Annotated in this window: 12 protein-coding genes; 2 read left to right on the top strand and 10 right to left on the bottom strand. The window is 63.2% G+C overall.

Annotated elements, in window-relative coordinates; translation table 11 throughout:
* Positions 1 to 254: 254 nt before the first annotated feature.
* From ACFP9U_RS19165 to speB, 6 genes are all read right to left on the bottom strand, one after another.
* A complete protein-coding gene (locus tag ACFP9U_RS19165; RefSeq protein ID WP_378623926.1) occupies positions 255 to 1,031 on the bottom strand; it encodes a carbon-nitrogen hydrolase family protein in 777 nt (258 codons plus the stop codon).
* Positions 1,028 to 1,831, bottom strand: coding sequence for an ABC transporter permease (locus ACFP9U_RS19160; RefSeq protein ID WP_378623924.1), 804 nt, complete (start codon positions 1,829 to 1,831; stop codon positions 1,028 to 1,030). The genes ACFP9U_RS19165 and ACFP9U_RS19160 overlap by 4 nt, the downstream gene beginning before the upstream one ends.
* Entirely contained in the window at positions 1,828 to 2,682 is an 855-nt protein-coding gene (locus ACFP9U_RS19155) for an ABC transporter permease (protein ID WP_265518273.1), read from the bottom strand. The genes ACFP9U_RS19160 and ACFP9U_RS19155 overlap by 4 nt, the downstream gene beginning before the upstream one ends.
* Positions 2,679 to 3,716, bottom strand: coding sequence for an ABC transporter ATP-binding protein (locus tag ACFP9U_RS19150; protein WP_378623921.1), 1,038 nt, complete (start codon positions 3,714 to 3,716; stop codon positions 2,679 to 2,681). Before ACFP9U_RS19150 ends, ACFP9U_RS19155 begins: the two co-directional genes overlap by 4 nt.
* Before the next feature lie 174 nt (positions 3,717 to 3,890).
* Positions 3,891 to 4,979 carry an ABC transporter substrate-binding protein gene (locus ACFP9U_RS19145; RefSeq protein WP_378623919.1) on the bottom strand — a complete coding sequence of 363 codons (1,089 nt, stop codon included), beginning with the start codon at positions 4,977 to 4,979 and terminating at the stop codon, positions 3,891 to 3,893.
* Between the two features lie 68 nt (positions 4,980 to 5,047).
* Positions 5,048 to 6,109, bottom strand: a complete 1,062-nt coding sequence (gene speB, locus ACFP9U_RS19140) for an agmatinase (RefSeq protein ID WP_378623916.1) — start codon at positions 6,107 to 6,109, stop codon at positions 5,048 to 5,050.
* A 169-nt stretch (positions 6,110 to 6,278) separates the two neighbouring features.
* Here speB and gcvA point away from each other — a divergent pair, with 169 nt between their 5' ends.
* Positions 6,279 to 7,280, top strand: a complete 1,002-nt coding sequence (gcvA, locus tag ACFP9U_RS19135) for a transcriptional regulator GcvA (protein WP_378623914.1) — start codon at positions 6,279 to 6,281, stop codon at positions 7,278 to 7,280.
* Positions 7,281 to 7,292: 12 nt separating this feature from the next.
* Positions 7,293 to 8,462, top strand: a complete 1,170-nt coding sequence (locus ACFP9U_RS19130; RefSeq protein ID WP_378623927.1) for an aminotransferase — start codon at positions 7,293 to 7,295, stop codon at positions 8,460 to 8,462.
* Positions 8,463 to 9,151: 689 nt separating this feature from the next.
* Here the strand turns inward: ACFP9U_RS19130 and ACFP9U_RS19125 are convergent.
* The 4 genes from ACFP9U_RS19125 to ACFP9U_RS19110 form a co-directional block, all read right to left on the bottom strand.
* The gene (locus tag ACFP9U_RS19125) at positions 9,152 to 9,388 is read right to left on the bottom strand and encodes a hypothetical protein (RefSeq protein ID WP_378623911.1); all 237 of its coding nucleotides are present in this window, start codon (positions 9,386 to 9,388) and stop codon (positions 9,152 to 9,154) included.
* 229 nt (positions 9,389 to 9,617) lie between these two features.
* On the bottom strand, positions 9,618 to 10,502 hold the full coding sequence (locus tag ACFP9U_RS19120; RefSeq protein WP_378623908.1) for a PCC domain-containing protein: 885 nt from the start codon (positions 10,500 to 10,502) through the stop codon (positions 9,618 to 9,620).
* Complete coding sequence (locus ACFP9U_RS19115; RefSeq protein WP_378623906.1) at positions 10,499 to 12,121, bottom strand: acyl-CoA synthetase; 1,623 nt, start codon at positions 12,119 to 12,121, stop codon at positions 10,499 to 10,501. Before ACFP9U_RS19115 ends, ACFP9U_RS19120 begins: the two co-directional genes overlap by 4 nt.
* A partial coding sequence (locus tag ACFP9U_RS19110) for a thiolase C-terminal domain-containing protein (RefSeq protein ID WP_417629225.1) occupies positions 12,121 to 12,532 on the bottom strand: 412 nt, incomplete at its 5' end. The genes ACFP9U_RS19110 and ACFP9U_RS19115, both read right to left, overlap by 1 nt.

Here is a 12,532-nt window from a genome sequence, read left to right as displayed (position 1 = left end):
CAATTTCCGGCTAATTCCTGTCGAATATTCTGAACGGGGGATTGCTGGCATGCTCCCCGGAACATGGTGAACTTATCTCTGAGGCAGATGTCCGATTGGTCCGCGTAGCCGTCCGGCTGCCACTCGGCGAAAAGGGGGCCGAGAGCAGTAGGTCCGCTTGCGGCCGTCGGGAAGCGATAGCGGACGTCTCAGACGTACGAAAGCCTCTCATGCAGGGGCCAGACACGCCGATTATTGGCAAACGATCAGTGGGATTACGGGCGCAAGTCCCGCAGATAGGGATTGGCGGCTGCCGAGGCGGCAAAGTCCTGCGGCCGGATATCTGTGAAGATAAGCTTTTCGGACGGGCCGTCCGCTGCGGCGAGCAGGCTGCCGTCGGGCGCGGCGATTGTGGAAAGCCCGGCATAGGAGAACAGGCCGTCCGCACCACAATGATTGACATAGGCCACGAACACTTGGTTCTCGAAGGCGCGGACGGGGATCATCTTGCGCGCGATCAGCTCGGCATGGTCACTCGTGGGCAGGGCGGTTGGCACAGCAACGAGATCGACGCCCGCCTGTGCCAGGCGGCGGACGTTTTCGGGGAATTCGACGTCGTAGCAGATGAGGATGCCGATCCGGATGCCGCCGTGCTGGACTATCCGGGCCGAAGGCTGCTCGGCGGCGAAGAGGTTGCGTTCGTAGTCGCTGTAGAGGTGGGACTTGCGGTAGATGACAGGCTCCTGGCGTCCATCAACGAAGACCGCGCTGTTGTAAGCGCAGCCCTTCGCTGCTTCGGCGAAGCCGGCAAGGACTGCAATCCCCGCCTCCAGTGAGATCAGCGCCAGCTTGGCGACGATCTCGCCGTCCGGCGGCCTGGCCAGCCGGTGCATGTCGTCTCCCGCGCCGTATCCCGGCAGGGCGAGTTCGGGCGTGATCAGGAACTCCGCCCCGGCGGCCGCCGCATCGCGTGCGGCATTCCCGATGCGGGCGAGGTTGGCTGCCTGATCGACGGCGCCCGCCTTCATCTGGAATGCCGCAATCCGCATCATTTTTCCTCCGAGCTCATCGCGCCCAGGAGCCGCGGCAGGTCACCAAAGTGGGCGATCAGCGAGAAGACGAGGGCCGCGATCGCCACGAAGAAGATTGAGACAGAAGCCATTGTCGGCGTGTAGCCGTAACGCAGCGCGTTGAAAATCTTGATGGGCAGCGTCTCCATGGTGAAGCCGACGGTCATATAGACAACGATGTACTCGTTGAGCGACAGCACGAAGGCAAAGGCATAACCCGAAATGAGATAGGGTAGGATAAGCGGCAGGACGACTGTGCGCAGTACCGTGCGCTCGTCGGCGCCCATGGTCGCGGCGACCTCGACCAGAGAACGGTCGATTGAGGAGAAGCCGAGCGAGAGGGTCACCAAAGGCAGCGTGACGAAGAAGATTGCATGGCTGATGACGGCGGTCCAGGGCTGGCCGTAGAAGCCAATGGTGGCCCAGAAGGTGAGCAGGCCGAGCGCCGTGATAACCGGTGGCAGGATGAAGGGCGCCACGCCGAGAAGGCGGAAGACGTTTGCCCAAGGTGCCACGCGCCGCCAGAGAAACCAGGAAAGCGGCAGTGCGATGATCACGGCGAGCGCGGCGGAAAAGGCGGCAAGCAGAACCGAGGCGATGAGGGCCGCGCGCCAACCCGGATCGGTGAAGATCTGGCTGTACCAGGCGATGGAAAAACCCTGCGGCGGGAAGGACAGGGATTGTCTCTCGTTGACCGACACCCCGGCGACGACGATCAGCGGGCCGGCGAGAAAGAGCGCCACAAGTGCGAAACCGAGCCGGCGCAGAAAGGTTTCCATCATGCGACCTCCTTGCGCCCGCCGACGAGCAAGGTGAGCCCCACCAATGCCAGCGAGATGAGCACCAGGAAGACTGCCATTGCGGCGGCAAAGGGCATGTTGGACTGGTAGATCGCCTGGTCGGTAATGTGTACCGAGAGCGTCCAGTGCTGGGGCCGTCCAAGGATCTGTGGCAGGAGATAGGACCCAAGGGCGAAGACGAAAACCATGATCAGCGTTGCGACGATCGTGTTGCGCAGCGCTGGCACTATGATGCCGAAGAAGCCCCGCAGCGGCGAGGCTCCTAATGTGCGTGCGGCCTCGAGAAGCGTCGGGTCGAGTCGCACCAGGGCGGGGTAAAGCACCAGGATCGTGTAGGGGAGGGCCTGGTAGACCATGCCGGTCAGCACCGCGCCGATGCCCGGCAGCAGGGCTTGGGATTCCGACATCAGCCCAAGAGGGACGAGAAGGTTCGTAATGCCTGCCGTGCGCGAGAACAGCGTCGACCAGGCGAAGCCGATGATGACTTCCGATAGTGAAAGCACCGAGAGCAGGCAGACGAGCCACACGATCTGCACGCGCCGCGAGGCTTTGGTCAGGAGATAGGTGAAAGGGAAGGCAATCGCCACGCAGATCACGGCGACCGTGATCGCAAGCATCAGCGAGAAACCGAGCACGCCCCCGAAGAAGGCGCTCAGGAAGCGCGCATAATTGTCGATGACGAAGTCGGGCGTGTAGAAACCGCCCTGCTGGCGCCGGAAGAAGCTGACCGCGATCATGGTCGAGAAGGGAACCACGAAGAAGACGATCAGCATGATTGCGGGAAAGGCCAGCGGAGCGTAGTCGGCGATCGTGCGGGGCGGCTCGCGTTTCATTGTTTCAGGACCACGCAGCTGTCCGCCGGAAGAACCACATTCACCTCAGCACCGGCCGTGATATCGCCGCGTTCGCGGGGCGTGGTCACGGCGACAATGGTCGTGCCGCTGGCATCGACGAAGGTCTCGATCGTGCCGCCGAGATCGCGAATGAAGGTGACCTTCCCGCGAATGCCGCCGTTGGCGTTTTTCGCCAGATGCACGTCTTCCGGTCGGATCGAGATGAGCCCCTTGGCCATCCCGTTGGGTAGCGAAAGGCCGGGAACAGGCTGGCCCAGGACGATAGCGCGGCCGGCGCTGTCAGCCTCCACGGTGAGCAGGTTGGTCGAGCCGATGAAATCGGCCACGAAAGCATCTGCCGGCTTGCGATAGATATCGATCGGGGAGGCTGCCTGCCGGATACGCCCGTCGCCCATCACCACCACGAGGTCAGCCATGGTCATGGCCTCGCGCTGGTCGTGGGTCACCACGATGGTGGTGATGCCGAGCTTCTGCTGGAGTTGTCGCAGTTCCACCTGCATGGCTTCGCGCAGCTTCGCATCGAGCGCCGAGAGCGGCTCGTCAAGCAGGAAGAGGCGCGGCGACAGGGCAAGGGCGCGTGCGATCGCCACGCGCTGGCGCTGCCCGCCGGAGAGCTTCGATACCGGGCGTTCGGCATAGCCGGGCAGGTGGATGAGTGTCAAAAGCTCTTCCACGCGCTTCTTCTGCTCTTCTTTGGCCATACTCCGGATGCGCAGGGGATAGGCGACGTTCTCACCCACCGTAAGGTGCGGGAAGAGCGCCAGAGACTGGAATACCATGCCGAGATTGCGCTTGTGCGTGGGAACCGGCGTGATGTCTTTCCCATCGAGGAGAATGGTGCCCGTCGTAGGTTCCTCGAGACCGGCTACCATGCGCAGCAGCGTGGTCTTGCCACAGCCGGATGGCCCCAGCATGCAAACGAAGGTGCCGTGAGGAACACTCAGATTGACACGGTCGACTGCGGCAAAGTTGCCGAAATGCTTCGATACATCGTTGAAAACCAGGCCTGACATGGAATTACCTATCGAAATCGATCGTCTCCCAAGCACTGGCTCGGGGACGGGGCCGCTCGCAAGTGCTCCTGGCGTGGACAAAATATTCCAGCACCCTTGCCGAGCGAAGCGAGGGCCGACGATTACGGGTCGCGAGAGGGCGGGCCTTCAGCAGCCCGCCCTGTTTGCCGGTACTCACCCGGCGATCATCTCCGTCCACTTCTGGTTCAGCCAGTCGGACTTGGTCGTGTAGAGGTCGTAGCGGGGGATGATCGGCTCGATCTCCGACGACACGGCCGAAAACTCCTCGTCTGTGAGATCGAGCGTGTCGCGTCTCAGCGTGGGGGCGGTGCCGACCTTCCGCGACATCAGACTTTGGATCTCCGGCTGGCTCATATAATCGATGAAGACATGCGCCTCCTCGGTCTTGTCCGAAGCGCGCGTCAGAACCCAGTTGCCGGAATCCTGGATTCCGCCTTCTTTCGGAAAGGTTGAACGCACGGGAAAGCCATCGGCTGCGGCAAGGCCCGTGACATCGTGATAGTACTGTCCCATCGGGATTTCGCCCGACTTCAATGCCTGCTCGAACTGTGCCTCGTCCCGGTACCACAGCCGCACATTGGGCTTCACCTCGGCAAGCTTCTCGAAGGCCGCAAGCTGGCCTTCCTCGGTATCGAGCGCGTCGGTCCCGCCCATGAAGGTTTTGGCGGTGACTTCCAGCAGGAAAGAATTGGAGACCAGCGCGAGGAGGCCGAGCCTATCCCTGTTTTCCGGATCCCAGAGCGCGGCCCAGGAATCAGGCGGCTCGGGATAAGTATCGGTGTTGGTGACCAGCGTAATGTACCAGGCAACGGCTCCTATGCCCGCCACGCGGGAGTCCGGGTACTTCGAAATGAATTGCGGGAGCAGGTCGTCGTAGTGCCCGATCTTGGCGGGATCGAGTGGTGTCCAGAGCTCCGTCTCCTGGCCTTTCAGCGTCGCCACCTGAGACATCATCGAGACGTCTGCCGGTGCCTGGCCGGCGCGGGCGGCCTGTTCGAGTTGCACCAGCCAGGCTTCACCGGTCGGCTCGGCCACAGATTCGATAGCGATGCCGGTGGCCTTGGTGAACTCCGGAAAGATGTTCTCGTCGAAGGAGTCCTTGAAGTAGCCGCCATAGACGCCGACCTTGAGCGACCTGTCCTGCGCACAGAGAATGGACGGCACGGCAAGCATACCCACGCCGGTCAGGCCGGCAGCCAGAATCTTGCGGCGACTGATATCCATCTTGTGAATTCCCTTCATTTTTTGTTCTCCTCTAGGTGGGCCGTTTTTCAGCCCGGTTCCCTTTTGTTTTTTATTATATTTCCGCTTCAATCCTGTTTTGTGTTCACCGCAGGGCTGAAGACCATGAGACTCAGAATCTCGAACAGCGCCTGCGCGCCGGCATGCGCGGTGTTGGCCGTCGCATCATATTGGGGCGCGACCTCGACCACATCGCCGCCGACAAGGTTCACGCCTTTGAACCCGCGCAGGAGCTCCAGCACTTCGCGCGTGGTAAGTCCGCCTATTTCCGGTGTGCCGGTGCCAGGCGCGAAGGCCGGATCGAGGCTATCTATATCGAAGGAGAGATAAGTCGGACCGTCGCCGACTACTTCTCGCGCTTTTTCGATGATCGCGGGAATGCCAAGAGCCGACATTTCTTCGGCGTGGATCACCGTCATGCCGGATTCGTAGGAAAACTCCCAAAGATATTCGGCCGCGCCGCGAATGCCGATCTGGATGGTTCGGGTCGGGTCGAGAACACCGTCAAGGACCGCGTTGCGGAACGGCCCGCCGTGATGGAACTTGGTCTGGTCGAAGGCGCCGCCAGTATCGCAATGGGCATCGATGTGGATCATGCCGACTGGCTGCTGGCTGCCCACAGCCTTGAGGATCGGGTGGGTGATCGAATGATCGCCACCCACAGAGAGTGGCACGACGCCCGCGTCGATAATTTTGCGCACATAACGCTCAATATCCTCGTGTGACTGCTCCAGTCGGTAACGGCTGGCGAAGGGCACGTCGCCGATATCGGCCACGTTGAGGTCGAAAGCCGGGGCGCAGTCGAGCACGTGGTTGTAGGGGCCGATGCGCTCGATCCCACGAACCGCGCGCGGGCCAAAGCGTGAGCCCGGCCGGTTGGTCACACCGAGATCCATGGGCACGCCCAGGAGGGCGACCTGGAGATTGGTGAGATCGGGAGCGGCGGGATCGACCTGTCGATAGGGTGCCGAAAGGAAAGTTGGAATGCCGGCATAGGGCGCCAAGCGTGTTCCAGACTCGGAGAAAATCTTGTCGGCGACGCGGCGGAAGCGCGGGTCGAACAGCTCGCCGCCATGGCCCTCGCCATATTTCTTCCTGAGTGCTTCGAGCTTCGCGTGGTCCCAGGCCATTCAGTTCCCTCCCCGCTTGCCTTGACCGGTGGATTGGGCGCTACCTCGCGGGCGGTTCCGACCGGTCGACAATGTTCAAGATCGCTGAATGGTGGTGCAGAGCAGTTGAAAATGCAATTGATATTGTTATAGGGATCACTGTGAGAAAAACTAACAAAAGGCCCCCTCCGTGGCCACACGCCTGCCTCCGCTCAATCCGCTGCGCGCCTTCGAGGCGGCGGCGCGGCATGGTTCGCTGACAAAGGCGGCGGTGGAATTGAACGTGACCCATGGCGCGGTGAGCCATCAGATCCGCGCGCTCGAAGCTTCGCTCGACGTGAAGCTGTTCGAGCGGGCAGGCCAGCGTCTGAAGTTGACGGGGCATGGCGCCGAACTCTTGCCGGCGGTCGCCTCTGCTTTCGAGGAGATCGCGACGGCGACGGCGCGCATGACGCGGCCGACCACTTCCGGTTCCCTGTCTGTCACCTGCGTTCCCGCGCTTCTGTCGCTCTGGCTCATCCCGCGTATCGGCGGCTTTATCGCCCAATATCCGGAAATTCGGCTGACGCTCGATGCATCCAACGATCCCGGCAACGTCCACTCGCCTGATGTCGACGTGGCAATTCTTTACGGGGACGGGAACTGGACCGATAGCTGGGTCAAGCTATGGACATCACTTGACCTGTTTCCCGTCGTCAGTCCGACGCTGATCAACAACCGCCCGATCCGTACCATTCGCGACATGAGCGACCATGTGATGGTGCATGCCGACGACGGACGGGAGTGGCATACCTGGCTTGCAGCGGCCGACGCGCTCGACCTGAAGCGCGGACCGCAGTTGCATATGTCCGACGCGCGCCTTGCAACCGAGGCGGCGGTGCATGGTCTTGGCATTGCGCTGGGCGACACCCTAACGGCAGCGAGCCTTCTGGCCAAGGGACAACTCGTCGCCCCCTTCAATCTCGCCGTGCCGGCTGTCGACGCCTTCTATGTCGCCTGCCGGAAGGATTTGAGGGCGGCACCGATTGTCAACGTGTTCATCGACTGGCTGTTTGCCGCGCTCGAGGAAGACGATGCCCGGGCAGAGCCGCAAAGCTCAGCCCGGCGGGCACTGCGCCGGGCGACGGGGAAGCCCGTCGAGACCAGGCGAATTTCGCAACGCGCCGCGAAGCTTAGATCCATAAGGAAATAAACCATCATGCCCCTGCCGGTCCCCAATCCGCTCGTTGCGGAGCTTTCGCCGCCGCCGATCCCCTCCGTGCAGGGCTGGGCGCGCGCCTATTCGGGCGGGCATGGGCCGCTGATTGACCTTTCACAGGCCGTTCCGGGCTATCCGCCGCACAAGGATCTGCTGCGCTGGCTTGGCGAAGCGGCTGCTTCCAAGGCCTATGCGGGTTACGGCGATATCGAGGGGGAGCCGGCGTTGCGCACGGCATACGCGCTCAATGTCTCGGAGCTCTACGGCGCGGATATTGCTGCACGAAACGTCCACATTACCTCCGGCTGCAATCAGGCCTTCGTTGCCGCCGTGATGGCCGTCGCCGCGGCAGGCGACGCGATCGTGGTGACCAATCCCTGGTATTTTAACCATGAGACGACGCTCAGGATGCTGGGAATCGAGGCGCGGACCGTCGATTGCCTGCCGGAGCGGAGTTTCCTTCCCGATCCTAAAACGATCGAGAAGGCGCTCGGGCCGAAGGTACGGGCAGTCGCGCTTGTCTCGCCCAACAATCCGACGGGTGCGGTCTATCCGCCGGCGCTTCTCAATGCGATTTTCGAAATCTGCCACAGGAACGGCGTGTGGCTCATTCTCGACGAGACCTATCGCGATTTCCTAGCACTTGGCACCGAAAGGCCGCATAGGCTCTTCTCGGCACCCGCCTGGAACGAGGCGTTGATCCAGCTCTATAGTTTCTCCAAATCCTTCTGCATTCCCGGCCACCGCCTAGGTGCCGTGGTGGCGGACCAGCCTGTCGTGGTCCAGATCGGTAAAATCATGGATAACCTCCAGATCTGCGCATCGCGGGCGCCGCAAGCAGCCGTCGCCAAAGGTCTGTCGGCCTTAGTCGAGTGGAGACGGGCAAACCGGACCGAGATCGCGGCTCGCGCTGAGGCCCTGGTCGAAACATTGGGAGAAATGGCCTGGCAGGTTGAGGCGATTGGCGCCTACTTCGCCTTCGTTCGCCATCCCTTCGAGGGAGTGAGTTCTGTCCGCGTGGCCGAAGAGTTGGCGAAGCGTGCCGGCATCGTCACAATCCCAGGCGAGTTTTTCGGTCCCGGTCAAGAGCGGTATCTCCGCTTCGCCTTCGCCAATGCGACGGTCGCCACCGTCTCTATGCTACGCGAGCGTCTGCAAGGATTTACATTGGCGTAAGGGAGAGCAGAGATCAGCGCCGGTTCTGCCGCAGATATCGGGAGACGGGCACCGCGCTGAAGGTTCTGTAAGGGGGCGGGGCTGTTGATCCCGTGTTCGATGATGCATTGATCGAGCCCCGCTCCTCCGGCGTGAGCGGCTCGTCCCGGTTGTTCACGGAACGACCTATGAAGAGCTTGAGCAGGTCAGCCTCCTGCTAGCCTCCCGAGCCGGGCTGAGCACTGCAGAAGTGTCGATGGCGGAAGTCGCGGCCAAAATCGCCGAACTGGTCGCTACTTAGTCGCGCCGGGGTTCGAACCGGAGGCTGAGCGACGTTTTTCGGCGAATACCGCAGGTTTCTGCGGCGACTTGCCTTCCTCCTGCACTTCGACAAATTCGAAAGCGAGTGTCTGCTTTCGCGGGCTTCATCTCCGAGCCTTAATGACCGATATCAGGCGCGTAGCTGCCGTTGCGCTCCAGCTGAATGAACGGCCGGAATCGTCGGATCGCCACCCGAAACCCGCCTTTCCGCCTCCCACCAGATGTGGCCATTGTGGCTGTGCTGATTAGCGACGTGAGTCGACGGTCCGTTATTGGACGGCGCTTGGCTGAAACGTCCGTTCTGCTACCGCCCCATTCGGGAGTTTCGCGCCGCCGCTGATTCCCCACAATTTGGGTGTCAGCGGCAATCCGTCGGAAATCTGACATCACTACAGGAAAAGAACGATGTTGCCGAGGGAGTTGTTCAGTGTTGCGAACTTCGCAGGAACGATCGCGGCGAGCTTGTGGAGCTTGGCTGCGGCCGCTTCGGCCGACCCGCTGGGGACGGGGGAGTTCGGACCCACATACCAGCCGGTCCAGAGCATCAGCCATGAATTCGGGTCAAACTTTATGAGCGGGTATTTCGTGCTGGAGGCTACCACCTGTTTCGTTGTGCTGATGGTCATCGAGTAGAGCGATCCCGAAGCGGTGCTGCCTGTTACAGCCACACGTCTTCGGTTGGGGACAGATCGCAGACCTCGACAGCGAGAAGGGAGATTCGCTGAACCTTACCTGTGGAAAGGACACCTCAACATTGCTTGTCGACGCCGGACCCCATGGTCGGATGCGTCGCGTCGACCCGCTGCATGACAGGTTCGAAGATGAGATAGGGAGAATGATGTTCCGGCAAGGCGGTTAACTGGCCGCCGATATAACCGCCAGTTCGAAGGTCACGCAGACCGGGTTCACCCTTCGCACAAGCCAGCCCTCGGTGATCTTCCCGTCCATGTCCACGAGGGCGATGTCGAGGCTGCATTGCGGGCCGTTGGCGCTTGCCGTCACCGCGCCGGTGCGAACCAGCACCTCGGTGGCATAGGATTCGACCGTCCGGCCATCTAAGAACGCTGCGCCGACGAGGCTGCCGATACCGTGGACGCTGGCCTCCGACAGGCCGTGGCGGCGGCAGGCGATCTCAAGGGCGGCGGTGATGTCCTCGTTGGGCCGCACCGCGCAGATGAAGCCGCGTTCGCCCGCCGGTTCTCCGGCAAGGCGGTGCGGCCGCGGTGCGAACAGCTTGAAATGCGTCTCCCCATCATCGGCCGCGTCGAAGACGGCGTTCGCGACGCCGATCGCGCTTGCCTGCGCGTCTTCGGCCAACACCGTTTCGAAAGGCAGGAGGTGGCCCATGCGCCGCGTGCCGTCCGCCAGCCGCCACAGGCCATGGCAATGAATGTAGGGCGCGCCGTCCCGCAGGCCGGCGATGATGTCGGCCCGCTCCACCGTGGCCGGGCCGGCGGGCGTCTGCGTCTCACTGTACCAGGCGGCATGGCTCTCGTCGGGCGAGGGGGCGGGCAGCACGTAATGCAGCGGGTCGAGCACCAACCCTTCGAGCCGCGCATAGCCGCCCTGGAAGCCGTGTTCGCGGAAGGCCCGTGTGACCGCCTCGTTCATGCTGACGCCGCGCTTGAGCGTGAGCCTCAACGGGCGGAGATGCGCCTCGACGCTGGCGATGCGCTTCGCCTGCGGCGGGCCGGGATGGCGGATGGATCGCGCGGGAGCGTGCGATTTCGCTCCGCTCATCGCGCTTGCTCCTCCAGTACATCGAGCAGGCCCCGGCGCGCCATCTCCTCGCGGATCATCTTTTTCGTGATCTTGCCGTAGGCGGATTTCGGCAGCGCGTCCCAGAAGAGGAAGCGCTTGGGGATCTTGTAGCGGGCCATCTTGCCGTCCAGCCAGCCGGCGAGATCGAGTCCGCGCGTCTCGGCCCCCGGCCGGGCGACGCAGACGGCAACGCCGACCTCGCCCCAGACGGGATCGGGCACGCCGAGCACGGCCGCCTCGCCGATGTCGGGATGCAGGAGAAGCTTCTCCTCGATCTCGCGCGGATAGATGTTGGAGCCGCCGGAGATATACATGTCGGAAACCCGGCCGGTGATGTAGAGGAAGCCGTTCCCGTCCATATGGCCCAGGTCGCCGGTGCGGAACCAGCCGTTGCGGAAGGCCGTGGCGTTGGCTTCCGGGTTGTCGTAATAGCCCGCGAAGATCGCCGGACCGATGACGCAGATCTCGCCGGTCTCCCCGGCCGCGACCTCCTCCCCGGCATCGTTCTGGATCTCGACCTGCATGCCCGTGCGGGCGAAGCCGCAGGTGCCGATCCGCGCCTCTGGTCCGTCTTCAAGGCTGTGGAGGGCAGGGGGCAGCACGGTGATGTTGCCCGTCACCTCGCCGAGGCCGAAATATTGCACCAGCACCCGCCCGAGTTTTTCCAGCGCCCGCTTCTGGTCGGCGCGGTACATGGGCGCGCCGGCATAGATGACGTAGCGCAGCGAGGAATGGTCGAAGCGGTCGACGGAGGGGTCTTCCACCAGAAGCTTCAGGATGGTGGGCACGGTGAAGGCGTTCGTCACCCGCCATTCTTCGATCAGCCGCCAGATCGTGGGCGGGTCGAGCTTTTCGGCCGCCGGCAGGACTGTCTTCACCCCGCGCGCCACCTGGGCGAGCTGATGCACGCCGGCCCCGTGCGACAGCGGTGCGACGACGATCGAAGCATCCGCGCGCGTGGTGCCGGGCATCAGGTCGCAGAGATGGTTGGTGACGACAAAAGCCATTTGCCCGTGGGTCAGGACGGCCGCCTTGGGCCGGCCCGTCGTGCCGGAGGTGAAGAAGAACCAGCATGGGTCGTCGCGTTCGACCGCCGTGCTCGCCACGGTGGCGCCCTTATAGGCACGGACGAGGTGGTCGTAGTCCTCCCCGAACGCCGCCTCGCCGATCGAAACGACGAAGGCGAGGTCGGCTGCCTCACGGCAGGCCGTAGCATGATCGGGAAAGCGTGCCTGGCAGATCATGCCGCGCGCGCCGCTCGCCTTGGCGAGATAGGCGACCTCGTCCGGCGACTGCCGGTAATTGGTGGGCACCCACACCGCGCCGAGCCGGAAGCAGGCGAACATGGATTCGAACATCTGGTTGCAATTGGCCGATTGCACCAGGATCCGGTCGCCCGCCTGGACGCCAAACCGGTCGCGGAGTGCGGCGGCAAACGCGTTCACCCGCGCTTCCATCTCGCCCCAGCTCCAGGTCCTGTCGCCCCAGACGAAGCCGATGTCGTCGGGGTGGCGGCAGGCAGCCTGGGTGAGGAAATGGGAAAGGTTCATCACCCGCGTGGTGACCGGCACCACGCCGCCGCGCGGCGCTTCCGCCATCACTTCGCCCGCTCCAGGATGGACACGTAGTTGGCGACGGCGGCGCCGCCCATATTGAACACGCCGGCGAGCGCGGCGTCCTGGATCTGCATGTCGCCGGCCTCGCCCACGAGCTGCGTGGCGGCCATCACATGCATGGAACCGCCCGTCGCGCCGATCGGATGGCCTTTCGCCTTGAGCCCGCCGGAAGGGTTGACCGGTAGCCTGCCGTCCTTTCTAGCGATGCCCTCGCGCACCACGCGGTAGCCCTCGCCGGGCCCCGCCAGCCCCATCGCCTCATATTCAATCAGCTCGGCGATGGTGAAGCAGTCATGGGTCTCCACGAGCGAGAGATCGTCGAGCGAAATACCTGCCGCCGCGAGGGCCGCCGCCCAGGCGCGCCGCGCGCCCTCGAAGGCGGTCACGTCGCGC

Source organism: Nitratireductor sp. GCM10026969 (assembly GCF_042660605.1).
Classification (GTDB): Bacteria; Pseudomonadota; Alphaproteobacteria; order Rhizobiales; family Rhizobiaceae; genus Chelativorans.
The sequence above is the reverse complement of the archived record's forward strand: the minus strand, read 5'-3'. Positions and strand labels throughout refer to the sequence as shown.